Below are 24,821 nucleotides of genomic sequence, written 5' to 3'. Positions count from 1 at the left end.
GGCGTGTCCACTGCTCCTTCATTTCACCGGAATCGTCCAACTTATATCTACATTCGCTAAATTCAGAATTACTTCATCCCATTATAATATAGTCATCAAGCGATTTCATCATAACGGGTGATGAATTCGATCATCACGAAATTGTGCAAATGGGAGGCGGAACGAATGAAGAAGGGCATCAACGCATGGTCGTTTCGGTCAGGCATGTCAGCAGCGGAATGTATCCGTCTTGCGAAGTCGGCGGGCTTCGAGGGCATCGAATTGGCGCTGAACGAAGAAGGAGAGCTCGGGCTGCAGACGACGGAGAAGGAAGCGCTGCAGATCAAGTCGCTGCTTCAAGAGTCCGAGCTCGAGATCAGCGGCTTCGCGACAGGGCTGTACTGGTCGTACTCGATGACGAGCGAGTCGCCGGACATTCGCAGCAAGGCGATCGACGTGTGCAAGAAGCAGCTGGAGCTGGCGGCAATTCTTGGCGCGGATGCCATTCTGGTCATTCCGGGCGCGGTCGGCGTCGACTTCATACCTGGCAGTGAAGTCGTGGACTATGAACGCGCTTACGAACGCGCGCTCGAGGCGATTACGAGCTTGGCTAACGATGCGAAGCAGACTGGCGTCCACATCGGCATCGAGAACGTGTGGAACAAATTCCTGCTCTCGCCGCTCGAACTGCGCGGGTTCATCGACGCGGTCGGCTCCGATTATGTCGGCTCCTACTTCGATGTAGGCAATGTGGTGCATAGCGGCTATCCGGAACAATGGATACGTATTCTCGGTAAACGGATCAAGAAGGTGCATTTCAAAGATTACCGGCGCCAAGCCGGCGGGCTGCACGGGTTCGTCGATCTGCTAGCCGGCGACGTGGATTATCCGGCCGTCGTGGCGGCGCTCAAGGCGGTGGGCTATGACGGGTATGTCACGGCCGAAATGATTCCGCCTTACACGCATCATGGCGACCAGATTATTTACAATACGTCGGCCGCGATGGATGCCATTTTGGGCAGAGAACGTCGTTAACGCAAAGCTGGATCAAGAACGCCATTACGAGGAGGATTCAACATGGTAAGAGTAGGATTGATCGGCTTCGGCTTCATGGGCCGCATGCACTTCGATAATTACAACCGGCTGGCGTCGGAAGGATTCCCTGTCCAGCTGAAAGCGATTTGCGACATTCGTATCGAAGAGCTGAAGAACGCCAAGGCGGACGGCAATATCGCGACCGCTCAAGACGTTTATGATTTGGCGAACTATCAGCTCTACGACGATATCGAGTCGATGCTGGCAAGCGAGGAGCTGGATTTGATCGATATTACGCTCCCGACGCCGCTGCATGCCGATTTGACTTGTCGCTTATTAGAGCGAGGTTATCATGTCTTGTGTGAGAAGCCGATCGCGCGGACATTAGCCGAAGGCGAGCGAATGGCAGAGACGGCGGAGCGCACGGGCAAGCAGCTGTTGATCGGGCAATGCTTGCGCTTCTGGCCAGCTTACGAATATTTGAAGGCTTGCGTTGAAGACGGCCGCTACGGCGCGGTGAAAGCCGGCTTCTTCTATCGCGGTTCGGGCGCGCCTCAAGGGTGGTTTCTCAATGGCGAGTTAAGCGGCGGATGTCTGCTCGATATGCATGTTCACGATACAGACATGATCCACTGGTTGCTCGGTAAGCCGGAACGCGTCTCGACGATCGGCCGCAATGTCATTCCAGGCAGCGGATACGATATCGTGTCGACGCAGTACGCCTATCCGGATGGGGCGGTTATCAATGCGCAAGCCGACTGGACGTTCGCGGGCGAGCATGGCTTCATCATGGGATACCGGGTCAACTTCGAGACATGCACGATCGTGTTCGAACGCGGCCTGGTGCAAGTATATCCGGCTGACGAACCGTCGTTCAGTCCAGAGCTTGCGTCCGATGACGGATACTACCGTCAGATTCGCTACTTCGTGGACGTCGTTGGCAAGGGTGAGGCGAATACGATCAGCACCGCCGCTTCCGCCGCTGGAAGCTTGGCGATTATCGAGGCGGAGCAGCAATCCGCCGATAACGGTTCGGCATGGGTCGACGTGCGCGCTGCTGTTCGCGGGTAATGGATCTCGGACGCCATTCATTAACGGCCTGAAAGGATCGTACGATAGGAATCCAAGCTGTTATGTCGGTGGAGGATGCGCCGGTATCAGGCGAGTGACTTGTTTTGCCGTCAGCCGGCTTCAATGGAAGCCGGCTGATTGTTATGCTCGGGCTGCTTCGGTTATTTAAGCGCATGAATGGTTGTGATGACTGACAGATTCACATGGCGCTAGTAAGATAGAGGTGACGGTTAGCTAGGAAAGGGGCAAGTTGGATGTCAACGACGCATCTGCCGAAGCAGTACGTATACCGCTGCAACAAAATCCCGGCGCGCGGACCTCAGTACAGGAGTCCGAAATCCATACCTTGGCATTTGTTCGATTCGGTGCCGCTTGTCGATACGGTGACGTGTGCTCCGCCATTGGAGCCAACGCGTGTTAGCGCATGTTGGGACGAAGAGTTTCTGTATTTCCGTTTTGTTTGCCAGGATGCCTACATGATCTCCGATTTTACCGAGCGCGACGATCCTCTCTATGATCAGGATGTGGTCGAGATTTTCATAGACGAGACCGGCGCGGGGAAGGAATATATGGAGATCGAAGTCAGCCCGAACAACGTCATCTTCGATGCGATGATCGAGAACGGCGGCAAAGGCGATATTGTATACGGGAACCGGTCATGGAACATTGATGGGTTGGAGACCGAAGTCGCGGAAACTGCAGGGAGCTTGAGAATCTACGATATTCGTATTCCGATGGCCGCATTTCGCAAACCTGCCGAAGCCGGCGACTGCTGGCGGGCGAATTTCTATCGGATCGATGAGCAGGAAGACGGCACGCGGGAATACCAGGCGTGGAGTCCGACCGGCGTCGTTAATTTTCATCTATCGCAAATGTTCGGATCACTGCAATTCGTATAAGGAATTCAAAAATGAAAGAGGAGCCGCGTCTGTAATAGGAGGCGGCTTTTTGCTATTTATCTCAGTCAGAATCGATTTTAAAAAAATGAGTGATTACTCACTTTACTTTATGTGAGCTATGATGCTACAATGAATTCGAAAAATGAGTGATTACTCACATTTTCTTGAAAGGTGTGACCGCAGCATGGCGACAGATGTAACCACCATCCATGATCAGCCGGTACTATCGCTTGCAGGCGTGACCCGATCCTTCGGCAGCCGCACAATCCTGGACGGCATCTCGCTGGACGTGGACAGGGGCGAGCTGCTTGGGCTGCTCGGGCCATCGGGTTCGGGCAAAACGACGCTCATCAAGCTGATTACCGGCATTGACCGGTGTGACACGGGCGACATTAAGCTGCTCGGCGAGCGGATGCCGAAGCTTGCGATGCTAAGCCGTATCGGTTATATGGCCCAATCCGACGCCCTCTACAACGAGCTTTCAGCTAAGCAGAACCTTCGTTTTTTCGGGAAGCTGTACGGATTGCAAGGCGAGCGTCTTCAAGCCCGCATTCAGGCGGTTATGCGCATCGTTGATTTGACGGAGCATCTCGGCAAGCCCGTCGCGGCATACTCGGGCGGGATGAAACGTAGACTGTCTCTCGCCATTGCCCTTCTGCATGAACCCGAGGTGCTTATATTGGATGAGCCGACGGTCGGCATTGATCCGGTACTGCGCCTGTCAATATGGGAAGAGCTGCTGGGTATGCGGGACAGCGGGACGACGATTATTTTGACGACGCACGTGATGGATGAGGCGGACCGCTGCGATCGGATCGGATTGCTCCGGGGCGGCCGGCTGACCGCCGTCGACACGCCGGAGGCGCTGAAGCGCCGCAGCGGGAGCGCGACGATCGAAGAAGCGTTCATCGCCCTCGGGGGAGGTGAGGCGCAATGAGATCACGCGCGCTCGCGCTTCGGATCATGCAGCAGTTCGTCCGGGATAAGCGGACGCTTGCTCTTATATTCATCGCGCCGCTGCTTGTGCTTACGCTGATGTATTTCGTCTTTAACGGGAAGCCGGCCGAACCGGACGTCGGCGTAATCGATATGCCGGCATCGGTCGCGGCGAAACTGGAGTCGGCCGGTGCGAACGTTACGACATACGACGACCGCGAAGCGGGGATGGAGGCGCTTCGCGTAGGGGAGCTCGATGCGCTGCTGGAGATAGACGGCGGGAATCCGTACGTCGTGCTCGAAGGCAGCGATCCCGCGGTCAGCAAGGGCGTGCAGATCGTCCTTCAACAGGCGATGGGGGAGGAGGGGGGCGGCTCGATCCTGCCCGCTATTCGTTACCTCCACGGCAAAGTCGACATGACGAGTTTCGATTCGTTTGGCCCGGTGCTGGTCGGGTTCTTCTCCTTCTTCTTCGTCTTCCTGCTGGCTGGGGTCTCCTTCCTACGGGAGAGAACGACGGGAACGCTGGAGCGTCTGCTGGCGACACCGATCCGCCGCGGGGAAGTGGTGGTCGGTTATTTAACCGGATTCGGGTTGTTCACGCTGCTTCAAGCCGGACTCATCGCCTGGTATGCCATCTACGTACTCGGTCTCTATATGGAGGGCTCGATCTGGCTTGTGCTGTTGATTAATCTGCTGCTGTCGTTAACGGCGCTTACGCTCGGCACGCTGCTCTCGTCTTTCGCAAGCAGCGAATTTCAGATTATCCAGTTCATTCCGATCGTGATCGTGCCGCAAGTATTCTTCTCGGGGCTGTTCAGCTTGGAGACGATGAATGTATGGATGCAGAAACTGAGCTTTCTCATGCCGCTCTATTATGGAGCCGATGCGCTGCGAGGCATAATGATAAGAGGCGAGGGGCTGACGGACAATCTTGTTAATGTTCTGGTGCTGCTGGGCTTCTCGGTTCTATTCGCACTGCTCAATGTGGCGGCACTAAGGAAGCAGCGTTCGATTTAACAACCCAATGGGCCCATGCTATCATGGGAGAATGAAGCTGCTAGGGCAAGTAGGAGGAATCATAGGTGGCAAACGCATACGAACCATGGATCGAGGAGCTGCTCCGCATCGAATCGGAAGGCGAGCGGATGACCGCGAAGCAGCGGCGGATCGTCGAATCGGCCGTCGAGGTGTTCGCGGAGAAGGGCTTCGCCGCATCGTCGACGAGCGAGATCGCGCAGCGCGCGGGCGTTGCGGAGGGCACGATATTCCGCCATTACAAGACGAAGAAGGATTTGCTGCTGTCGATCGTCACGCCGGGCATTGTCAAACTGCTTGCGCCTTTCTTGCTCCGCGAATTCAAGAACGTGCTGGAGACCGGTTATGACAGTTACGAACAGTTCCTGCGCGCGTTTATCGAGAATCGGATCGCTTTCGTCGAAGAGAATGCGAGCATGCTCAAGATCGTCCTGCAGGAGCTGCCGTTCCATCCGGATTTGCAGCGGACGCTGGAGGAGGTTGTCGTCTCGCAAGTGCTCGAGCGGGTAACTCGCGTCGTGAAGAAGTTCCAAGGCGAGGGTCAGCTGATCGGGCTGCCGCCGTTAACCGTCATCCGATTGTCGATCGGAACGATTATGGGCTACATTCTGATGCGTTCCTTCCTCACGCAGCGCGGCGCGGGGTGGGACGATGCGGCAGAACGGCAGGCGACGATCGATTTTATTTTGAAAGGGCTCGCCCCTTAACGCGTAAGTTAGAGACCTTAGGACGATGGCGTCCGGGGTCTCTTTTTCGTTCCCGCATACATAAAGAGCGGTAGTTCCATCCACAATACAACGGGTTAATCATCTATTCGAGGAGGAACTACCTATGGCATCGCAATTTCAAGCACAACAGCAATTCGGCACAGCTCAGTACGGCGCGCACGAGATTCTCGAAATTCACGAGGTGTTGGCGGCATCCATCGACGCCATCAATATGTTCCAAGTGTACCGTCCGTTTGTGCAAGATCCGCAGTTGGCCCAAATTCTGGACAATCAACTACAGTTCATGACGCAGGGCTATCAGACGTTTGTTCAACTCATTAACGGTCAAGGCGCTGCACAGCCTTCACAATTCCGTGCGCCTAAGAACGTGCAGCCGGTTCTTGGCTTGCGTCAGCCGGCTCCCGCGGCGCCGAATCAGCCCGGAGAGCAATTGGACGATCGCGACGTCGCTTGCGCGGCGCTGAACTGCCACAAGAACGGCGCAGTGAAGAAAATGATGGCCGCTCAAGAGTGTACGAATCCGCAGTTCCGCGCGTTCCTGCAGCAGTCCGCCGTGAACTGTTCCGAGCAAGCGTATGAATTGTGGCAATATATGAACCAAAAAGGGTATTACCAAGTGCCGACGCTGCAAGAGAATACGACGCAGACGATGATTCAAACGTTCGCGCCTGCTCCGCAAGGCGCTTTCGCCATCCGTTAAGCCGCATAAGAAGAGCCTCCGGGGAAGAAGCTGCAGCTTCTTCCCCGGAGGCTCTTGCTTGTTCGATTCGGGTAATGATCAGAACATTCAGGAAATACGCTCGCGTTCGGGAAATAGACGCGTCGTTATTTCCCGGGCGAGCGCACGACTCGACACATTCAGGGAAGTTTTTCGGTACATTGTCAAAATATCAGAGTGCGTACGCTCGAAACAGCTGTCTTATCGTCCGGATGGATTCCGGCGGATCCGAGCGTCCAGCACGAATGTGCCGAAGGGGATAAAGGCGAGAATAAATGCCAGCGCAACCTGCTTCCAAGTCCACCGGGCGTCAATCGCAGCATGGATCAGTGCGAGCATATAGAGCCCGAACAGCGCGCCATGAATGCCCCCGACGAGCGTGACGGCACCGGGCATGTCCGCCCAATACTTCAACGGCATCGCGATGAACAACAACACGAGAAACGATAACCCTTCCACAAACGCGATCAAGCGAAATCTTCCTACAGCCGTTTTCAACGTCATCAATGACAGCCTCCAAGATGATATCATTTCATTCCCTTAAATATTACGATAGCGTTGGTACAATAGCGTTGACTTGTTTGACAAATTGGTGTACTTTATAACAAATATTCGCCAATAACGCCGATCAAGGAAAAAAGCTTATACGACACCGCGCCCCAGAGAAGGAATCCCAGGCTGAGAGATTCCCGCGCGGACGAAGCATCCCGCCTTGTAGTTGCCGCAGCGAACCGCATTCGCGCCTAATAGCTGCGGCCGGGGTATCCCCCGTTACCAATACCTATGAGGACCAGTCTGCCCTCTTGCCGTACGCGCGAGGGGAGTAGGTCGAATACGGGGTGGTACCACGAGCGCGCTCGTCCCTTTTACAGGGGAGGGGCGCGTTTTTTTGCGTTTCGGGCATAAAGAAGGAGAGATTATTATGAAACAGAGTCAATTGCTTGCGCCAACGCTGCGCGACGTCCCGGCGGATGCAGAAGCGGTAAGCCACCAGCTGCTGCTGCGCGCCGGTTATATCCGGCAGCTCGCCGCCGGCGTCTATTCGCTGCTTCCGCTTGGCAGACGAACGCTGCAGCGAATCGAATCGATCATTCGGGAAGAGATGGAGTCGGCCGGGGCGAACGAGGTGCTGCTTCCGGCACTGCAGCCGGCGGAATTATGGCGCGAGTCGGGCAGATACGAGGTATACGGCGATGAACTGATCCGGTTGACCGACCGGGGCGGCCGGGAGTACGCGCTCGGCCCAACCCACGAGGAAGTCGTCACGTCGCTTATTGCACAAGAAGTGTCGTCGTATCGCAAGCTCCCGCTGACGGTCTTTCAAATTCAAACGAAGTTCCGCGATGAGCGGCGGCCGAGATTCGGGCTGCTTCGCGTCCGCGAATTCCTCATGAAGGACGCCTACTCGTTCGATGCCGATTGGGAAGGATTACATCGCAGTTATGAGACGATGTATGCGGCCTATCATCGGATTTTCAGCCGATTGGGGCTTCGATATCGGGCCGTATTGGCGGATGCGGGCGCCATCGGCGGCGAGGGCGGCACGCATGAATTCATGGCGCTCGCGGACGTGGGGGAAGACACGATCATCGCTTGTACCGCATGCGAATACGCGGCCAACCTGGAGAAAGCGGAAGCCGCGCCGCTATCGCATGCCATCTCTCTTGACGAGCATGATGGCGGGACGCAGGCGCTTCACAAATTCGCGACGCCTGGGATCCGAACGATCCAGGAGCTGCGGGACCGGATGGGAATCGAGCCTTCGCAAGTGATCAAGACGCTGCTCTACTTGGCGGATGGCGAACCGGTCGCCGTGCTCGTTCGCGGCGATCATGAAGCCAACGAGACCAAAATCATGAACGCGCTGGGCGCTACCTCGCTTGAGTTGGCCGATGCTGATACCGTGCGCAACGTGACCAGCGCGCCGGTCGGCTTCGCCGGACCGGTCGGGCTTCGTGCGCGCATCATCGTCGACCGTGAAGCAGCGGCAATGACGAGCGCCGTCACGGGGGCGAACGAAGAGGATAGCCATTACCGGAACGTCGTGCCGGGCCGTGATTTTCATTTGGAAGCGGTGGCCGACCTGCGCAACGTCCAAGCAGGCGAAGCGTGCCCGCAATGCGGGAAGGAACTAGCTGCGCATCGCGGGATCGAGATTGGCCATGTATTCAAACTGGGGACGAAATACAGCTCCGCCATGCAGGCATCATTCACCGATGCCGAAGGGAAAGAGAACCCGTTCATCATGGGCTGCTACGGCATTGGCGTTACCCGCTTGTTGTCTGCTATGATCGAACAGCATCACGATGAACGCGGCATCGTGTGGCCGGCTGAGGCAGCGCCATTCGGCGTACATCTTCTGCCGGTATCGATGAAGGACGACGTGCAGCGCGAGCTCGCGCTCAAGCTGTACGCGCAGCTCCGCGCAGCTGGCATGGAGACGTTGTTGGACGATCGCGATGAGCGGCTTGGCGTGAAGCTGAAGGATGCAGATTTGATCGGCATACCGGCACGGATCGTGATCGGGAAGGGAGCCGCGGAAGGTCTGGTGGAATTCAAGTCTCGCCAGGAGTCGGATGCGGAACTGTGCTCGGTCGAGGATGCCTTGGTTCGGGCGAGCGCCATCTTGGGGAAATAGGCTTGGCAGCAACGAAAGGAGAAGGACGACGATGTTTACGTTCGAAGGACAAACCGTGCTTATTACCGGCGCGACCGGCGGGATCGGGCGGCATCTGGCTTACGGGTACGCAGCGGCCGGAGCGCGGACAATCTTGACCGATGTGGAGGAAGCAGCAGGGCAACGACTCGCGGAAGACATTCGGCAAGCCGGCGGGCAGACCGTATTCATTGTGGCGGATCTCGGCTTGCCTGCTCAAGTCGAAATGTTATTTAACCACGTGAATGAATTGGGCGGCGAGCTGGATATCCTCATTAACAACGCGGGCTTCGGCATCTGGAAGTCGCCGCTCGAGCTTACCGTCGAAGAGTGGGATCGCGTCGTGAACGTCAATCTGCGGGGGACGTTCTTGTGCGCGAGGGAGGCGGCTGTCCGGATGAAGGCGCAGGGCAAGGGGAGAATCGTCAATATCGCCTCGACCCGTGCCGCGATGTCCGAGCCGAACGGAGAAGCTTACGCGGCGACGAAGGGCGGTATCGTCTCGCTGACGCACGCCCTTGCCGTATCGCTCGGGGGCAGCGGCATTACGGTCAATTGCATCAGCCCTGGCTGGATCGAGAACGGCGATTACGACGCGCTTCGCACGGAAGACCACACGCAGCATCCTTCCGGACGGGTCGGCAAGCCGGACGATATTCTGAAGGCGTGCTTCTATTTGACGGGTGCGGGCAATGATTTTGTCACGGGCATTAATTTGACGGTCGACGGCGGCATGACGCATCGGATGATTTACGCGGAGTAATGGTAGGAATGCCGAATAAAGCGCGCCTGGCGAATGGACGACATTCGCTTGGCGCGCTTTTGACGTTGCGACCGCGGCGTCAAGCGCGTAATCGCGTTATTTGGATTCTTTCTGGCGGTCGATGGCTTCCGACATCGTTTTGTCCGTCAGATGGGCGTAAATTTGCGTCGTCTCCGGTGAGGCGTGGCCGAGCTGCTCCTGGGTCATGTACAGATCATTGCGCAGATAATAATCCGTCGCGAACGAGTGGCGGAGCTTATGTACGGATAAATACGGCTTGCCGAAACGCTTGGCGTATTTGATGACCATTTCCTGTATGGCCCGTTTCGTCATGCGCGAGCCTTCCGTCTTGCCGTTGGCAATCGCCAGGAACAGCGCTTTCTCGCGTCTGGGCGCCTTGTAGTGGCTATCTCGAAGCGCGATATAATGTTGAAGCTCGCGAATCGCTTCTTGGCGGAAGTAGACCGGCGTCTTGAACGTATCGTCGTTCTTGCCTTTGCGGAACACATAGAGCAGCTTCTTCTTCATATCGAAGTCGTCTACGTTCATATTCACGACCTCGGAGACGCGAAGGCCGGAATTCAAGATCAAGCTAATGATGCAGGTATCGCGAACCCGGTTCTGCGTGTAGGAGTAGAGGGCTTGCTTGTTATCCGCGACCTCAATGGCGTAATCTTCATGAATGAATCGAATAAATTCGTCGATCTCGTGCTCTTGCAGCAGCTTGCCTTCCAACTTGGCGGCCGTATCCTTCGGCTTATGAGTCCGCTTGATCGACACTTTCGCCATGACGTTGCGCTTGAGCAGCGGGTAGAAATTCTCATCCTCCGCGATCTGGCTCAAATAATGAAAGAGCGAGCGGAGCGAGGACAGCTTGCGCGTAATCGTCGTGCGGCTGTTCGCATGCTCCTTGCGCGTGGCGAGGAACATTTTGAAATGGTCGATGCTGTCCATGTGCAATCGTTCGAGCTCTTCCAACTTCACATCGCGAACGGCGGGTCCTTCCGCGAGTCCTTCCGCAAGCAGCCACGAGAAGAACGTCTCGTAATCGCGCACGTATTCGAGCAGCGAAGAGGGCGAGAGATCGGGCAGCTTGTAGCCGATGAATTTCTCGACGTACCAGGGCATGGCCGGCACCTTCCGGTCCAGTTCCTGCCGGTCTTTAATCTTGATGATGTTCATGCGCTTCACCTCTTGTCCATATTGTAGCAGAGGCGAGCGGTCATTGAAAATGCGCGGACAGCGGGAAAACGGCAGTTCGGACGAAAGCCGATCCTGCCGTTCGCGGCCGTTACGGGTTGTTGGCGTGCTGCTTGGTCGGCAGCTTGGAGGAAGGAGTGCCTTTTCCGTGATTCGCCTTGTTCTTCAAGGCCTTCTCCTGCGTATCGTGCACCTTCGCCACGAAGTCGCTCGTTGATCCGTTCATGGATTCGCTCATCGTTGTCATTCGTCCTTTCGCCAGAGAGTCGTCGGATAGGGCATCAAGGAAGCGGCGCGCCAAAGATGGCAGACATCTGCTTCAGCGGTAGATTGCCCGAAATAACGTTTGCGGAAGCGTGCCAAATTGTTGCAGAAGGCATCGGCAAGAAAGCCATATTTCGGCGATTTCGGGGGATTTCCGTACAGGCAAAAAGCGGCGTCCAGGCAAAAAAATATCCGATATTGTGATAGTTTGCGCATCTTTTGGGGTATACAACATATACATATCAAATGCCTGACGACGCAACCGTAACGTTAGAGCTTAACCAAGGCAGGAGTGGCGATACTTATGATGATGAAAAATATATGGAATCCGACGCACAACGAAATCCGCAGATGGGCACACGAAGGGACGAGCCTTCCCCATCCGCATTGGGCGATTACGCTCATCGACTTCAACAACTTGCCCGTCCTGATCGAGCTGGCCGGCGACGATACGTGCAAGCATCAGTCGTTCTTCCAAAAATGCCTGTACGCTTTCACCGGCTCCGTCATGGAGAAGCGCAATCTGCATGAGGTGCAGCGCCTAGAGACGACGCTCGAGAATATGGAGAATTTCGAGCAGCCCGACTCGATTCGGGAATGGATCGGTTTCTCGCAGGGCATGCTGCTCGGCGAGCAAGAAGAGCTCCCGGTCTGGGAACTGGCCTACGGAACCAATCAGACGTCCATTTACGCGGCGAATGAAGCGTAATTGTAGTTATTGGTTTGCACACATACACGTGAATTCCGAATGTTCACGATAAGAACCGTTTCGCAATCGGCGAGACGGTTCTTCATTTTGCACGCTTGGCGTTCTCGTGCGCCTGTATCCAAAAGTGACATGAAAACACCACTAATCGCCCCCGTTCCGCATGATTGCATACCCATGGTACACTCACCCTACAGCATAACCTGGCCGCAGCCGGGGATAGGAGTGTTAACTATGGCTAAAACCTACCAATATCCGTTCCAGGACGCGTCCTTGCCGCTTGAAGCGCGGGTCGAGGACCTCGTCTCCCGATTGACGCTGGACGAGAAAGTGCGGCTCATGCCGCAATATATGGCCGCGATCGACCGTCTTGGCATCGGACCTTACAAGCACGGCACGGAAGCGGCGCATGGCATTGCCTGGCTTGGCGAAGCGACGTCGTATCCGCAGCCAATCGGGCTGGCTTGTACGTGGGATACGGCACTGCTCAAGAAGATCGGCTCCGCGATTGGCGACGAAGCGCGCGTCTTCTACAAGCGCAATCCGGCCATTAACGGCCTGACGTTGTGGGCGCCGACGGTCGACATGGAGCGCGATCCGAGATGGGGCCGCACGGAAGAAGCGTATGGCGAAGATCCGCATCTGACGGGTGAACTGTCCGCCGCGCTTGTCCAGGGCATGCAGGGCGACCATCCGTTCTACTTCAAATCGGTCGCGACGCTGAAGCACTTCTTGGGCAACAACAACGAAATTAATCGTGGCAGCTGCTCGGTCTCGATCGATCCGCGGAACATGCACGAATATTATTTGAAGGCATTCGAGCCGGCGTTCGTCAAGGGCGGGGCGCAATCGATGATGACCGCTTACAATTCGGTCAATGGCACGCCCGCGCTGCTGCTCGAGGACGTCAACCGCACGGTGAAGGAAAAGTGGGGAATGGACGGCTTCGTCGTGAGCGATGCCGGGGATATGATGGGAATCGTGAACGACCATCACTATTATGAGACGTACGCCCAAGCAGTCGCGGAGACGATCAAGAGCGGCGTCGACTCGATTACGGACGAATTCGAACCGGTCTGCGCCGCGATCCGCGAGGCCCTTGCCCAAGGATGGCTCGAGGAGTCCGATCTTGATCGGGCGCTGCGCAATACATTCCGCGTGCGGATCCGTCTGGGCGAGTTCAATCCGGAAGATAATCCGTATGAGGCGATCGGTGAATCCGTCCTCCTCTCTCGGGAGCATGCGGCGTTGTCGCGCGAAGCGGCGCGCAAGTCGGTCGTCCTGCTGAAGAACGAGGGAGGTCTGCTGCCGCTGAACGCCCAGAAGCTGGACAAAGCGGCGGTTATCGGTCCGCTGGCTGACATGGTTTACCGTGACTGGTATTCCGGCACATTCCCATACAAAGTAACGCCGCTTGGGGCAATCCGCAATAAGCTGGCAGGCAAGACGGTCGCATTCGAAGACGGCTGCGATCTCGTGCGTTTCGCAAGCTCGGACGGCCGCGAACTGTCTGTCGAGAATGGAGAAGCTCACAGAATCATTGCGGCCGAGGGCGAAGGCGACATTTTCCACGCGTCGGATTGGGGTTGGGGCGCGCACACATTCATCTCCCGTACATCCGGCAAATATGTCACGATGGCGAACGACGCGACGCTTACGGCAGGCGCGGACGACATTTGGGGCTGGTTCGTGAAAGAGATCGTGAACGTGCATCCGCAAGCGTCTGGCGAAGTGAAGCTGACGTCCTGGAACAAGCGGGCGCTCGAGCTGCGCGGAGATGAATTGGCGCTGTCGGATCGCCCAGGCGCGGATCACGCCGCTTCGCTGCGCATGATCCAAGTGAAGGATGGGCTAGCCGATGCCGTGCGCGCGGCGAAGGAAGCGGAAGTGGCGGTCGTCGTGGTCGGCAATCACCCGCTTATTAACGGCAAAGAAGAAATCGATCGCCCGGATCTGACGCTAGCGGAATCGCAGGAGCGTCTCGTGCGCGAGGTGTACGCCGCGAATCCGAATACGGTCGTCGTCGTGGTCGGCAGTTATCCATTCGCGCTCAATTGGGCGCAAGAGCACGTGCCGGCGATCGTGTACGTGTCGCATGCGGGCCAAGAGCTGGGCAACGCGATCGCGGATATCCTGTTCGGCGACGCCGCTCCGGCCGGACGTCTGAACATGACGTGGTACAAATCGGCGGAGCAGCTGTCCGACTTCATGGAGTACGATATTCGCAAGGGCAAGAAGACGTATCAATATTTTGACGGGGAAGTGCTGTATCCGTTCGGTCACGGCCTAACGTATGCGACGTTCGAATACGGCAATTTGCGTCTGAGCACGGACCGGCTTCTAGCGGATGCTGCCGTTACGGTCTCGGTCGACGTGACGAACGCGAGCAGCTTCGCGGCCGAAGAGGTCGTTCAGTTGTATGGCCGAGCGATTCAATCGCGCGTGGAGCGTCCGATCAAGACGCTGCTCGGCTTCGAGCGCATCTTACTTGCCGCCGGAGAGAAGAAGACCGTGCAATTCGAGTTGAACGCCGAAGCGCTTGCTTTCTGGGACGTTACGCGCGACCGTTATTGCGTCGAGAATGGCACCTATGAGATTCAGCTCGGACGCTCGTCGGCGGATATCGCGATTTCGGCCGCGCTTGAGGTTGATGGGGAGACCGTTCCCGCTCGCGATATGAGCGATTGGACCCGCGCCGAGAATTACGACGATTACGATCGCGTCTATCTGGATGAGAGCAAAGAAGGCGGTACCTGCATCGTACCGACGACGAATGGCGCATGGCTAAGCTTCCGCGACGTGGAGCTAGGCGGCGGGGCAAGCCGATTCGAGGCGCGCACGGCGGCCGTCAAAGGCGGCGGACGTATTGAGATTCGGTTGGGCGGCGTAGATGGCGAGGTCATCGGCCAAGTCGAAGTGATCGCCAGAGGCAGCCAGCAGTGGGATACGGTATCGTGCGAGTTAAGAGGAGCACGCGGAAGACAGGAGCTTTACCTGATCCTAACGGGCCATGTGCGAATTAGCCGCATTCGCGTGCAGTAGACAGCAGCCTCTATTCAAGATAGTGCCAACAATATAGGCATTGCGAACAAGCCACCCATACGGGCGGCTTGTTCGTCGTTACACCGCACCGCAATGCGGCTAACGCGTCCCCGCTTGAAGGAGGTCAGGTGCTCGGAGCCTGCATCCTGCCTGTGAAATATGCTATAATGGCAGACAGACTATTGGACATGGCGGGTGAGTACAAGATGGAGAAGACGGCGTTGGAAGCGTGCGAGGCGGCATGCGAGGGGACGACAGCCGATCTGGCGGCGATACGGGGCAAGCTCGTGACGGAGCAATCCGCCGTACAGCTGGCCGACCTGTTCAAGGCGCTCGGCGACCCGACTCGCGTGAAGATCATCCATGCGCTGCAGCAGAGCGAATTATGCGTGCATGATTTGACGCAGGTGCTGGATATGGGGCAGTCCGCGATTTCGCATCAGCTTCGGTTGCTGCGCAATCTTCGGATCGTCAAACGCCGCAAAGTCGGCAAGACGGTGTTCTATTCGCTGGATGACGATCATGTGGAACAGCTGTTCATGCTGACGCTGCAGCATTTGATCCATTCATGACGACAGCGGAGAAGGGGAATTCGATCCGCGATGCAAGGTCGCCGAAGCGGGGCGCGCTTCTCGCAGCCATGTCCGTCGCGGCACTATTCGTGCTGGCGGGTATTGTCTATTTGCTGATTGGGCTGCCTGACGTGGATAAGCCGAGCGGGTTCGCGGATTACAACTATGAGCGGTACGCGTTCCCAAGCGGCGTCGCGCTGCATGTGCTGAAGACTTCGCCGGACAATATTAAGCTTGAGCGGATCAACGCGAACGTGACGGATACGGCGTTCTTCGGCATTAACGGCGGTTTCTTTTATGAAGGGGCGCTGCTTAGCATTGCCGTGCATAACGATGTTCCCGTGAATACGGAGTCAGGATACGGCTCGGGAGACGAGAATGCCAAATATGCGAGAGGCACGTTAGTATGGGATTCAGCGGCCGGCAAGTTCAGCGTGCAGGCCGTACGCCGGGCAGCTGACATCATAGTGACGGACCGGGGCGACTACTGGGCGCAAGGCGGTATTAGTTTGGATTTGAGTCCCGGTCCTGCGAATCTGTGGCGGTGGCGGGCGGATGCCGAGCGGATGCCTTTCCCGGACGACCGCAGGCTTCGGTCGGCTGCGGTGTACGACGATCAGGGAGCGCTGCTGCTGATCGTCAGCGAGAATACGGCGACGGCGTCGGAATTCAGACAAGCCATAGTGGATTATGACATGCATGACGAGGATGTCGCATTGGTGGGCGGCATCTTCCTGGACGGCGACGGTTCGTCTCAGCTCAGAAGCGCGGAAGCCGTGCTTACGGGCGACCGCAGACAAGTCGTTCAGATGATTCGATTGCTTCGCTAATAGAAACATGTAAAGGATGATAGCAGCATGAATACGAAACAAGCGACGACCAAAGACGACCTCGAAGCCGTCTACAGAATTCGAAAGATCGTATTTGTGGACGAGCAGGGCGTGTCCGCGGAGGAAGAGTACGACGAGCACGAAGAAAAAGCCGAGCATGTGCTCGTGTATCATGAAGGCCGGCCTGTCGGGACAGGACGCGTTCGTGTCGTGGAAGATATGGCCAAGATGGAACGGATTTGCATTCTTCCCGATTACCGCAAGCTCGGCTTGGGCCGTCATATCATGGACGCCTTGGAGAGCATCGCGCAGGCGAAAGGGCTGAAGAAAGCAAAGCTGCACGCGCAGACGCAAGCGGAGCCGTTCTACGAGAAACTCGCGTACAAACGGATATCCGACGTATTCTTGGAAGCCGATATCCCTCATGTGGCGATGGTGAAAGCACTCTAACTTATACATTGTACGAACGCTTGGAGAAGGCGGATGTCCGATATGGATATCCGCCTTTTTCGCATTGGATGCGCCGGAAGTGTTATGCGAGGCGATTAAAGGTTCATTTGTCATAATCAATGTCATGATATCTTACATATATATTGATTAAACGAGTTTGTTGCTCTAATATGTAAGGAATACTCACATTAAATTCTAATCAGATCCGGCATATGGCCGAGAAGAGGAGGCGCTGTCTGTGGATTATCACCCAATACTGCAAGCGATTCGTCAGGAAGACGCGCCTGCCGTGCTGGCGACCATCGCGTCAGTGACCGGTCATTCCTATCGGAAGGCCGGTGCGGCGATGTTGTTCCGGCTGCAGGCCGGTTCGATCGGGAGCATCAGTCCCGGCTGTTTGGAAGCGGATTTGCTCGCGCGTGTACCCCATGTCTGGCAGACGGGCAGGATGGAGCGCGTCGATTATAATATGAATCCCGATGAGGACGCGATTTGGGGCGAGTCGGTCGGATGCGGCGGCGCGATCAGCGTCCTGCTGGAGCCCGTACGAGGACATCTATGGGATTGCTTGACTGAAGCCGGACGCCGAATGGAACAAGGCGAGACGACGCGCTTGATTCGCGAGGTGCGCGGCGGACTGCCGCATTACCGATTGGAGAGCGGTTCTGCCGCCGAGTTAGCGTCCGAAGATGCTCGTTTTCCGCAGACGCTCTTCGTTCCGAGACCTACGCTGCTGTTATTCGGCGCTGGCGAAGACGCGATCCCAATCAGCTGCCGGGCCCAGGAGGCCGGCTTTCGAGTCGTCGTAGCGGATTGGCGCGAGAGATTGCTGACACAGGATCGTTTCCCGGGCGCGACGCTGATCGCGGGCGCGCCGGAGTTGATTGTCCGCCAGGCGGGTATTCGGAGCGGAGATTACGCCGTGATCAGCAGCCATCAAGCACAGCGTGATCGGGCGATGCTTGCGGAGCTTGTTCAGCTCGATATGGCCTATGTCGGCATAATAGGATCGCAACGAAGAATTCGCACCTTGACCGAAGGTATGGACGGGAAACGTTTAACGGCGATTCACGCGCCTGCGGGTCTTCGGATCGGCGCGGAGGGACCGGATGAAATCGCCGTTAGCATCGCGGCCGAGCTGATCGCTGTTCGCGCGCAGCGGCGGGCGCAACGAGCCAAAGGGGGAGAGGGCAGTGAAAATCGCAGGCATTTATTTGGCAGCTGGGGCCAGCAAACGAATGGGAGAACCAAAGCTGTCGCTCGAGCTGTCGCCGGGCATTACGCTCGGCAGCCGCGCACTTAGGGAGATGTGGCGCTGCGGGATTAGTCCGATCGTCGTCGTCGTCAGACCCGATGATCCGCTGCTATGGCTGTGCGAACGCGACGAAGCGAGGGCCGTGCTGCCGGAGCTTCGCATCGCGCCTTGCAGGGATGCGGCGCAAGGCATGTCGCGTTCTCTCCAAGCTGGTATCGAAGCGCTGCGCGGCGAGCAGCCCGATGCGGTGCTCATTGCGCTGGCTGATCAGCCATTCGTCTCCTCGCTCCAGCTTCGCAGACTGATGAAGATTTACCAAGCCAACTCCTCGCTCGATTATGTCGCCTCCGGCAAAGGCCAGACGCCGATGCCTCCCGTGATCTTGAGCCGTTCCCTCTTTCCCGCCATCCGCAACTTAGAGGGGGACGAAGGCGCGAGGCGTATCTTTCGCGATCCGGAATATAGGGGAATGGTCGCGCGTTTCGCAGCCGAATGGTCGTTCGTGGATGTGGATACGCCAGAGGAGCTCGGGCACGCCAGAACTCTGTGGCAGGCGATTCAGACGAAAGCGAAAAGTGGGACTTAGCGAGGAATCTTGATTGTGTCATATAACATAACGTGTGGTTTGTGCAATATGCACAAATAGGTGGCGTTGTTTCGTCAGTCTCTCTATAAGCATGTAAGATAAGTTGACGTGATGTTTTGGCGGAGCTATATTTTACCTAACAACTAGAGCTTGCGCCGATGACACATAGAGACATGGGGAGGAAGCACATGAAACAATGTAACCGGTTTGTGATGTTTGCGCTGGCGATGATTATGACGGTTGTTCTGGCATTGGCGGGTTGTACCGGCTCGAGTAACGAGGGGGCGACGAGCGCGGGCTCTGCAGGGAATGGCGCGAGTGACGTGAACAATACCGCCGCCGACGCCGGAGGGGCGAAGAAGCTGCCGCGAGTGGCGTTCGTCTACATCGGCCCGCCGGGCGACGGCGGATGGACGTACCAGCATGATCAAGGCCGCAAATACATGGAAGAGCAGACTGGCGTGAAGGCCGATACGGTCGAGAACGTGCCGGAGAGCGCGGATGCCGAACGCGTGATTACGGAGCTGGCGCAAAATCACGATATCATTTTCACGACGAGCTTCGGCTACATGGATTACACGTTGAACGTTGCCAAGAAATTCCCGGATGTCGTTTTCGTCCACTGCGCGGGCTACAAGACGAACGACAACATGGGTACGTATTTCGGTGAGAACTACGAAGCCAGTTACTTAAGCGGCATCGCCGCCGGCAAGATGACGAAGAAGAACCACATCGGTTACGTAGGCGCGTTCCCGATTCCGGAAGTCATTTATAACATTAATGCCTTCGCGCTTGGCATCCAAAGCGTGAATCCGGATGCGAAAGTATCGGTCGTCTGGTCCAACACATGGTTCGATCCGACCACGGAGCGTCAAGCGGCGGTCAGCTTGCTTGATCAAGGCGCGGATGTCTTGCTGGCCTATCAGGATTCTCCTGCCACGATTCAAGCGGCTGCAGAGCGCGGGGCGTTCGCGGGCGGTAACGATTCGGATATGTCTCGCTTTGCGCCTGACTATTATTTGACGAATCCGATTTGGAACTGGGGGCCTTATTACGCGAAGGTCGTCAAGGCTGTTCAAGACGGTACGTGGACCAATGAACAATATATGGGTTCGATGAAGGATGGAATGGTCGGTCTGGCCCCGCTCGGCAAGAATATTCCGGATGACGTCAAGCAGCTCGTGGAAGATGCGCAGGCGAAAATATTGAGCGACGAGCTTCATGTGTTCAGCGGTCCGATCGTCGATCAGTCGGGCGCCGAGAAACTGAAATCGGGCGAGACGATGGAGCTTGACAAGATTCTGGAGATGAACTGGTTCGTCCAAGGCGTCGAAGGCTCGATTCCGCAATAGTGCGCTGAAGCTGCAAGCGAAGAACGACTCCATAATTAACCAAGAACAAATCCCTTACTATAAGGGATTTGTTCTTTATCGGGCCGCTTCGGCGGACGAACGTCAATGGGCAAGCTGGAACAAGAGCAGGAGGAGAAGGCATGAACAGGGCCAATTCGGTAGAGATGCGCCAAATTGTCAAAACATTCGGGCAAGTCGTGGCCAACGATCACGTCGATTTCAGCGCCAGAACGGGCGAAATCCATGCGCTGCTCGGTGAGAACGGTGCAGGCAAAAGCACGATGATGTGCATGCTCTCCGGCGTGTATCGGCCAACGAGTGGCGAAATCGACATTCAAGGCGAACCGGCGCGCATCAAGACCCCCAAGGATGCGATGAAGCTTGGCATCGGCATGGTATTTCAGAACTTCCGGCTGGTGCAGACGCTAAGCGCGGCGGAGAACATCGTGCTCGGCGAGCGTTCCGCATTCTGGCGGGGAGCGCGTTGGATGAGAGCGAAGATGGAAGAAATCGAAGCGCTGGCCGACCGCTTCGGCTTGCCTTTCCCGGTCGACCGGCCGATCTGGCAGCTGTCAGTCGGCGAGCAACAGCGGGTCGAGATCGTCAAGACGCTGTACCGCGGAGCCGATATCATCATCTTGGACGAACCGACGTCGGTGCTCACGCCGGGCGAGGCCGAACAATTGTTCTTCACGCTGCTGCATATGAAGTCGGAAGGCAAGACCGTCATCATGACGACGCATAAGCTGAAGGAAGTGATGGCCGTCTCGGACCGTATTTCGGTCATGCGCAAGGGACGGATGATGCACACGCTCTCCAAGTCGGATACCGACGAACGGGAATTGGCTCGGCTGATGGTCGGTAACGAAACGGCGGCCAACCTGCACCGCCAACCGCGTCGAAGCAAGCCTGGGAACACCTTGCCGCTGCTGGAAGTCCAATCACTCGATGTGTATGCGGATCATGGGCGTAAGGCGCTCGATCGGCTCGATCTTACGATTCGCGAAGGCGAAATCGTCGGCGTTGCGGGCGTGGCAGGGAACGGTCAACGCGAGCTGGCCGAGGTGCTGACCGGCCTGCGGGGATGGAGGAGCGGCGCGATCCGATTCGACGGCAAGCCACTGGCGAACGGGTCGGTGCGCGGCGCGATCGAGGCGGGCATCGCCCATGTGCCGGAGAATCGCATGAAGAGCGGGCTGGCAGGAAGTCTTGGCATCGTCGACAACCTGCTTGTTAAGTCGTACGCCAGCGCGACACGATCCAAATACGGATTTCTGCGCAGCGCGGATAATCGGAGTTGGTCCCAATTCCTCGTCGAGAAATTCGACGTCAAGACGCCGGATCTAGAGACGCCGGTGAGGTCGCTCTCTGGCGGCAATCAGCAGAAGCTGCTCTTCGCGCGAGAAATCCATCAGAATCCGAAGCTGATGGTTGCTGTACACCCGACGCAAGGGCTCGACGTCGGCGCGACGGACGGCGTCCATCGGCTGCTGTGCGAGCTGAGGGATAACGGTCGGAGCGTGCTGCTCATCTCCGAGGATTTGGACGAAATAATGCTGCTGGCTGACCGCATCGTTGTCCTCTACGGCGGCGCAATCGCGGGAGAAGTCAGCCGGGAGCTCGCGGATCGGGAGCAGATCGGCCTCTGGATGGCAGGCATGCGGAACGAAGAAGAGGAGGCAGCCCTATGAGTAAGCAGCAAGCCATGCCATCCACGGCAGCAGCCCCGGAACCGGATAGTGCCGCCAAACCTCGCTTGCGGCTGGAAATCGAACGGAGCTACAACGGTCAAGGCTCGCCATGGTGGGTCACGGTCGTATCCGTTATGTTGGCGCTGGTCTTCTGCGGTATCTTCATCGCGGCGAACGGGATGAACCCGGTTACTGTTTATGCCAAAATGATCGGCGGCGCGTTCGGCTCGTCATTCGGGATGACCGAAACGCTCGTCAAAGCGATCCCGCTGTTGCTATGCGGTCTTGGCGTCGCATTTGCCTATCGGATCTCGATTTGGAATATTGGCGCGGAGGGGCAGTTCGTGATTGGAGCAATGGCTGCGACAGCGGTAACGGTGTATTGGCCATCGCTGCCTTCTTATGCGGCCATCCCCCTAATGATCGTGCTGAGCATCGCGGCAGGCGGCATTTGGGGCTTGTTAACCGCGATACCCAGGACGCATTTTCAGGTGAATGAGTTAATCACCTCGCTCATGCTGAACTATGTTGCGCTGCTCGCGCTCGACTACGTCGTATTCGGTCCGTGGAAAGATCCGAAAGGGTTCAATTTTCCGGGCACCCCGATGTTCACCGAAGCGCAGTCGCTGCCGCTGTTCGGCGACAGCCGCCTTCATTTGGGCTTGGCTTTCGCAGCCGTGGCCGTCATCGTGTACGCGGTCGTCATCAACTATACGAAATGGGGCTACGAGCTGCGGTTGATCGGCGCGAATAAAGAGGCTGCGCGGAATGCGGGAATCGGCATCAAGAAGCAAATTATAATCGTCATGCTGATTAGCGGCGGAATGGCCGGCTTGGCGGGTATGAGCGAAGTATCCGGCGTCACGCACCGGCTCATGTACGGCATCTCGCCGGGCTACGGGTATACAGCCATCATCGTCGCTTGGCTGGCGAGGCTGAATCCGGTTGGGCTCGTCATCTCCTCGGTGCTGTTCGCCGCCCTGATCGTCGGAGGCTACAGCGTCCAGACGATCGGCCTGCCTTCATCGATTTCCGAGATGATCCAGGGGGCGATGCTGTTCTTCTTAATTGCAGGCGCCACCATTAGCAAAATTCGAATCCGCCGCAAAGGCTGAAAGGGGAGATAGCGCCGCATGGACTTTATTACGCAATTGTTGGTCGCCGCCATTTCCTCCGGGACGCCGCTCCTGTTCGCGACGCTTGGCGGAATCTTAATCGAACGTTCCGGCATTATCCAGTTGGGCGCAGAGGGGCTCATGCTGATGGGCGCCGTTACGGCATGCTTGACGTACCTCAAGACGGAGAGCCTTGTCATCACGCTGCTGGCGGTACTTGCCGTATGCGCGGCTATCGGCTTGATGCATGCGTTCATGACGGTGTCGCTGCATACGAACCAGATCGTAAGCGGACTTGCCATCACGTTGTTCGGCTCTGGGCTTAGCGCCTATTTGGGCAAAGGAGTCAGCGGCACACCGCTGCCGATGTCGGTGCCGAAGGTGGAGCTGCCATGGCTGGAAGGGATTCCCGTTCTCGGAGACCTGTTCAGTCGCCTTGATGCGCTCACATGGTTCAGCTTTGCGCTTGTGATCCTCCTGCACGTGTACATTCACCGAACTTCCTGGGGACTTCACATGCGGGCGCTTGGCGACAATCCTTCGACTGCCGATGTCATGGGCATCCGGGTGCAAGCCTTCCGGTATGGCTGCGTCGTGATCGGCTCGGCGTTGATCGGGCTGGCCGGCGCCGATCTGCTGCTCGTCTATTCGCCGACTTGGATCGAAGGGATGACGTCCGGCCGAGGATGGATTGCCGTGGCGCTTATTATTTTCGCGAGATGGAATCCGATCCGTGCCTTGTTCTGCGCGTATTTCTTCGGAGCGCTCGATACGCTCGGCTTCCGTATTCAGCTGTTTGGCAGCCATATCCCGCCGTATTTTCTGAAAATGATTCCGTACCTCGTGACGATTCTCGTCTTGATGGCGCTCGGGTATCGCAACCGCAACAAGCCTTCCGGCTCGCCGGAAGCACTCGGGACGCCGTATATCCGCGAGCAGCGATTTTAACGTAGAGAAGGAGGGTATCGTATGTCGAACCGACACCCTGACATGCCCGTCATGCCTGTCGTACAGCGGCCCCAAGAGATCGGCGAGGCTTATCGGATGAAACAAATGCTCGGATCTTCTGCCGTGTATACGGCAGGCGGTACGCTTCTGCGGACACAGTGGGAAGCGGGCACGGCGGCTGTTCCGTCGCATTTGATCGATTTGAGCGCGATTCCGATGTTAGTCGGCTTTCACCTGGAACTAGGCGAGCTCGTCGTTGGCGCTTGTTGTCCGCTCAGCGCGCTGCGCCAAGACGCGCGCGTCCAAGTTGCGTTCCCTCTGCTTACCGAAGCCATTCGCAATATTGCCGCACCATCGGTACGGAATTTAGCGACGTTAGGCGGGAATGTCGTTTCTCGAATCGGGGACTCGCTGCCTGCGCTGCTTGTTGGAGGAGCGGAGCTAATCTGGCTTGGTAAGAGCGGGCTTCAAGCCGAATCGCTCGAAGACTGGCTGGCCAACGAGAAGGGGACGGAGGAGGATCGCCTGCTTATCCAAATCCGATTGACGCGGGATGCGGAGATCCCCCTCACCGGACGTGATGCGAATCAGTCAAGTATGGCTGAACGATACGCACCCGCTGCCAGTCGCCCGGCAGTCATTCGGGCTTATCATAAAGTCGGGCGCCGCGAAGCGTTCACGCCCTCGGTCGCGACATTGGCGGTAACGGGGGAATGGGACGCGAAGAATGGGCAGATCAACAACCTTCGCATTGCGGCCGGTGGCGGCCAGACCGTTCCTTATCGGCTTGAGCGGACGGAGCGGATGCTCGAGGCACATCCCGAGCCGCTCGGGGAAGATTGTGCCGCCGAGGTACACCGGACGGTGATGGAGGAGTTCGAGCCGAAGGGCGATGGGTTTGCTTCAAGCAGCTATCGCAAGATGACTGTAGCGAATTTGCTGGTTGCCGAGCTTTGGCGACTTAGGGAGCGTTTGGGATAAGGAGGG

24 protein-coding genes are annotated in these 24,821 nt (G+C 57.1%); 21 read left to right on the top strand and 3 right to left on the bottom strand.

Annotated features, from left to right (window positions below):
• Nucleotides 1-165: 165 nt before the first annotated feature.
• From ACFFSY_RS24085 to ACFFSY_RS24055, 7 genes are all read left to right on the top strand, one after another.
• A complete protein-coding gene (locus ACFFSY_RS24085; RefSeq protein ID WP_377498907.1) occupies nt 166-1,014 on the top strand; it encodes a sugar phosphate isomerase/epimerase family protein in 849 nt (282 codons plus the stop codon).
• A 42-nt stretch (nt 1,015-1,056) separates the two neighbouring features.
• Entirely contained in the window at nt 1,057-2,085 is a 1,029-nt protein-coding gene (locus ACFFSY_RS24080) for a Gfo/Idh/MocA family protein (protein WP_377498905.1), read from the top strand.
• A gap of 254 nt (nt 2,086-2,339) precedes the next feature.
• Nucleotides 2,340-2,984 carry a carbohydrate-binding family 9-like protein gene (locus ACFFSY_RS24075; protein ID WP_377498903.1) on the top strand — a complete coding sequence of 215 codons (645 nt, stop codon included), beginning with the start codon at nt 2,340-2,342 and terminating at the stop codon, nt 2,982-2,984.
• Nucleotides 2,985-3,168: 184 nt separating this feature from the next.
• A complete protein-coding gene (locus ACFFSY_RS24070) occupies nt 3,169-3,921 on the top strand; it encodes an ABC transporter ATP-binding protein (protein WP_377498901.1) in 753 nt (250 codons plus the stop codon).
• A complete protein-coding gene (locus ACFFSY_RS24065; RefSeq protein WP_377498899.1) occupies nt 3,918-4,940 on the top strand; it encodes an ABC transporter permease in 1,023 nt (340 codons plus the stop codon). The genes ACFFSY_RS24070 and ACFFSY_RS24065 overlap by 4 nt, the downstream gene beginning before the upstream one ends.
• Before the next feature lie 65 nt (nt 4,941-5,005).
• Nucleotides 5,006-5,665: a TetR/AcrR family transcriptional regulator gene (locus tag ACFFSY_RS24060; RefSeq protein WP_377498897.1), complete on the top strand. Its 660-nt coding sequence runs from the start codon at nt 5,006-5,008 to the stop codon at nt 5,663-5,665.
• A gap of 124 nt (nt 5,666-5,789) precedes the next feature.
• Nucleotides 5,790-6,386 carry a spore coat protein gene (locus tag ACFFSY_RS24055; RefSeq protein ID WP_377498895.1) on the top strand — a complete coding sequence of 199 codons (597 nt, stop codon included), beginning with the start codon at nt 5,790-5,792 and terminating at the stop codon, nt 6,384-6,386.
• Between the two features lie 219 nt (nt 6,387-6,605).
• Here ACFFSY_RS24055 and ACFFSY_RS24050 read toward each other — a convergent pair whose 3' ends face one another.
• Nucleotides 6,606-6,908, bottom strand: a complete 303-nt coding sequence (locus ACFFSY_RS24050) for a DUF3817 domain-containing protein (protein ID WP_377498894.1) — start codon at nt 6,906-6,908, stop codon at nt 6,606-6,608.
• A 418-nt stretch (nt 6,909-7,326) separates the two neighbouring features.
• Between ACFFSY_RS24050 and ACFFSY_RS24045 the strand changes: the two genes are divergently transcribed.
• Together ACFFSY_RS24045 and ACFFSY_RS24040 are read left to right on the top strand one after the other, a co-directional pair.
• Nucleotides 7,327-9,042 (top strand): proline--tRNA ligase, encoded by a 1,716-nt coding sequence (locus ACFFSY_RS24045; protein ID WP_377498893.1) that lies wholly within the window; start codon nt 7,327-7,329, stop codon nt 9,040-9,042.
• Nucleotides 9,043-9,073: 31 nt separating this feature from the next.
• Nucleotides 9,074-9,823, top strand: a complete 750-nt coding sequence (locus tag ACFFSY_RS24040) for an SDR family NAD(P)-dependent oxidoreductase (RefSeq protein ID WP_377498891.1) — start codon at nt 9,074-9,076, stop codon at nt 9,821-9,823.
• 96 nt (nt 9,824-9,919) lie between these two features.
• Here ACFFSY_RS24040 and xerS read toward each other — a convergent pair whose 3' ends face one another.
• Nucleotides 9,920-11,005: a tyrosine recombinase XerS gene (gene xerS, locus ACFFSY_RS24035; protein WP_377498889.1), complete on the bottom strand. Its 1,086-nt coding sequence runs from the start codon at nt 11,003-11,005 to the stop codon at nt 9,920-9,922.
• Nucleotides 11,006-11,114: 109 nt separating this feature from the next.
• Nucleotides 11,115-11,261, bottom strand: a complete 147-nt coding sequence (locus ACFFSY_RS24030; protein WP_377498887.1) for a DUF4023 domain-containing protein — start codon at nt 11,259-11,261, stop codon at nt 11,115-11,117.
• Between the two features lie 330 nt (nt 11,262-11,591).
• Between ACFFSY_RS24030 and ACFFSY_RS24025 the strand changes: the two genes are divergently transcribed.
• From ACFFSY_RS24025 to ACFFSY_RS23970, 12 genes are all read left to right on the top strand, one after another.
• Entirely contained in the window at nt 11,592-11,996 is a 405-nt protein-coding gene (locus ACFFSY_RS24025; RefSeq protein WP_377498885.1) for a hypothetical protein, read from the top strand.
• 231 nt (nt 11,997-12,227) lie between these two features.
• Complete coding sequence (locus ACFFSY_RS24020; protein WP_377498883.1) at nt 12,228-15,035, top strand: glycoside hydrolase family 3 protein; 2,808 nt, start codon at nt 12,228-12,230, stop codon at nt 15,033-15,035.
• A 206-nt stretch (nt 15,036-15,241) separates the two neighbouring features.
• Nucleotides 15,242-15,607, top strand: a complete 366-nt coding sequence (locus ACFFSY_RS24015) for an ArsR/SmtB family transcription factor (RefSeq protein WP_377498881.1) — start codon at nt 15,242-15,244, stop codon at nt 15,605-15,607.
• Complete coding sequence (locus ACFFSY_RS24010) at nt 15,604-16,437, top strand: hypothetical protein (protein ID WP_377498879.1); 834 nt, start codon at nt 15,604-15,606, stop codon at nt 16,435-16,437. The genes ACFFSY_RS24015 and ACFFSY_RS24010 overlap by 4 nt, the downstream gene beginning before the upstream one ends.
• 27 nt (nt 16,438-16,464) lie before the next feature.
• Nucleotides 16,465-16,887 (top strand): GNAT family N-acetyltransferase, encoded by a 423-nt coding sequence (locus tag ACFFSY_RS24005; protein ID WP_377498877.1) that lies wholly within the window; start codon nt 16,465-16,467, stop codon nt 16,885-16,887.
• A 238-nt stretch (nt 16,888-17,125) separates the two neighbouring features.
• Nucleotides 17,126-18,190 carry an XdhC family protein gene (locus ACFFSY_RS24000; RefSeq protein WP_377498875.1) on the top strand — a complete coding sequence of 355 codons (1,065 nt, stop codon included), beginning with the start codon at nt 17,126-17,128 and terminating at the stop codon, nt 18,188-18,190.
• Nucleotides 18,126-18,728 carry a nucleotidyltransferase family protein gene (locus ACFFSY_RS23995; RefSeq protein ID WP_377498873.1) on the top strand — a complete coding sequence of 201 codons (603 nt, stop codon included), beginning with the start codon at nt 18,126-18,128 and terminating at the stop codon, nt 18,726-18,728. The genes ACFFSY_RS24000 and ACFFSY_RS23995 overlap by 65 nt, the downstream gene beginning before the upstream one ends.
• A 188-nt stretch (nt 18,729-18,916) precedes the next feature.
• Nucleotides 18,917-20,080 carry a BMP family ABC transporter substrate-binding protein gene (locus ACFFSY_RS23990; protein WP_377498871.1) on the top strand — a complete coding sequence of 388 codons (1,164 nt, stop codon included), beginning with the start codon at nt 18,917-18,919 and terminating at the stop codon, nt 20,078-20,080.
• Nucleotides 20,081-20,220: 140 nt separating this feature from the next.
• Nucleotides 20,221-21,771, top strand: coding sequence for an ABC transporter ATP-binding protein (locus ACFFSY_RS23985; RefSeq protein ID WP_377498869.1), 1,551 nt, complete (start codon nt 20,221-20,223; stop codon nt 21,769-21,771).
• 14 nt (nt 21,772-21,785) lie between these two features.
• Nucleotides 21,786-22,886, top strand: a complete 1,101-nt coding sequence (locus tag ACFFSY_RS23980; RefSeq protein ID WP_377499268.1) for an ABC transporter permease — start codon at nt 21,786-21,788, stop codon at nt 22,884-22,886.
• Between the two features lie 18 nt (nt 22,887-22,904).
• The gene (locus ACFFSY_RS23975; protein ID WP_377498867.1) at nt 22,905-23,834 is read left to right on the top strand and encodes an ABC transporter permease; all 930 of its coding nucleotides are present in this window, start codon (nt 22,905-22,907) and stop codon (nt 23,832-23,834) included.
• 21 nt (nt 23,835-23,855) lie between these two features.
• Nucleotides 23,856-24,815 carry an FAD binding domain-containing protein gene (locus ACFFSY_RS23970; RefSeq protein WP_377498865.1) on the top strand — a complete coding sequence of 320 codons (960 nt, stop codon included), beginning with the start codon at nt 23,856-23,858 and terminating at the stop codon, nt 24,813-24,815.
• The last annotated feature ends 6 nt before the right edge of the window (nt 24,816-24,821 follow it).

Source organism: Paenibacillus aurantiacus (genome assembly GCF_042431225.1).
In the GTDB taxonomy this organism is placed as follows: Bacteria; Bacillota; Bacilli; order Paenibacillales; family Paenibacillaceae; genus Paenibacillus_Z; species Paenibacillus_Z aurantiacus.
This window is presented reverse-complemented; position numbering and strand designations above follow the sequence as displayed.

Coding starts and splice junctions, on each gene's coding strand:
- ACFFSY_RS23970 (WP_377498865.1), top strand. CDS start 23,856: ATGTCGAACCGACACCCTGACATGCCCGTCATGCCTGTCGTACAGCGG.
- ACFFSY_RS24065 (WP_377498899.1), top strand. CDS start 3,918: ATGAGATCACGCGCGCTCGCGCTTCGGATCATGCAGCAGTTCGTCCGG.
- ACFFSY_RS23975 (WP_377498867.1), top strand. CDS start 22,905: ATGGACTTTATTACGCAATTGTTGGTCGCCGCCATTTCCTCCGGGACG.
- ACFFSY_RS24045 (WP_377498893.1), top strand. CDS start 7,327: ATGAAACAGAGTCAATTGCTTGCGCCAACGCTGCGCGACGTCCCGGCG.
- ACFFSY_RS23980 (WP_377499268.1), top strand. CDS start 21,786: ATGCCATCCACGGCAGCAGCCCCGGAACCGGATAGTGCCGCCAAACCT.
- ACFFSY_RS24070 (WP_377498901.1), top strand. CDS start 3,169: ATGGCGACAGATGTAACCACCATCCATGATCAGCCGGTACTATCGCTT.
- ACFFSY_RS24020 (WP_377498883.1), top strand. CDS start 12,228: ATGGCTAAAACCTACCAATATCCGTTCCAGGACGCGTCCTTGCCGCTT.
- ACFFSY_RS24025 (WP_377498885.1), top strand. CDS start 11,592: ATGATGATGAAAAATATATGGAATCCGACGCACAACGAAATCCGCAGA.
- ACFFSY_RS23995 (WP_377498873.1), top strand. CDS start 18,126: ATGGGAGAACCAAAGCTGTCGCTCGAGCTGTCGCCGGGCATTACGCTC.
- ACFFSY_RS24055 (WP_377498895.1), top strand. CDS start 5,790: ATGGCATCGCAATTTCAAGCACAACAGCAATTCGGCACAGCTCAGTAC.
- ACFFSY_RS24080 (WP_377498905.1), top strand. CDS start 1,057: ATGGTAAGAGTAGGATTGATCGGCTTCGGCTTCATGGGCCGCATGCAC.
- xerS (WP_377498889.1), bottom strand. CDS start 11,005: ATGAACATCATCAAGATTAAAGACCGGCAGGAACTGGACCGGAAGGTG.
- ACFFSY_RS24085 (WP_377498907.1), top strand. CDS start 166: ATGAAGAAGGGCATCAACGCATGGTCGTTTCGGTCAGGCATGTCAGCA.
- ACFFSY_RS24015 (WP_377498881.1), top strand. CDS start 15,242: ATGGAGAAGACGGCGTTGGAAGCGTGCGAGGCGGCATGCGAGGGGACG.
- ACFFSY_RS24040 (WP_377498891.1), top strand. CDS start 9,074: ATGTTTACGTTCGAAGGACAAACCGTGCTTATTACCGGCGCGACCGGC.
- ACFFSY_RS24050 (WP_377498894.1), bottom strand. CDS start 6,908: ATGACGTTGAAAACGGCTGTAGGAAGATTTCGCTTGATCGCGTTTGTG.
- ACFFSY_RS24005 (WP_377498877.1), top strand. CDS start 16,465: ATGAATACGAAACAAGCGACGACCAAAGACGACCTCGAAGCCGTCTAC.
- ACFFSY_RS23985 (WP_377498869.1), top strand. CDS start 20,221: ATGAACAGGGCCAATTCGGTAGAGATGCGCCAAATTGTCAAAACATTC.
- ACFFSY_RS24075 (WP_377498903.1), top strand. CDS start 2,340: ATGTCAACGACGCATCTGCCGAAGCAGTACGTATACCGCTGCAACAAA.
- ACFFSY_RS24010 (WP_377498879.1), top strand. CDS start 15,604: ATGACGACAGCGGAGAAGGGGAATTCGATCCGCGATGCAAGGTCGCCG.
- ACFFSY_RS23990 (WP_377498871.1), top strand. CDS start 18,917: ATGAAACAATGTAACCGGTTTGTGATGTTTGCGCTGGCGATGATTATG.
- ACFFSY_RS24030 (WP_377498887.1), bottom strand. CDS start 11,261: ATGAGCGAATCCATGAACGGATCAACGAGCGACTTCGTGGCGAAGGTG.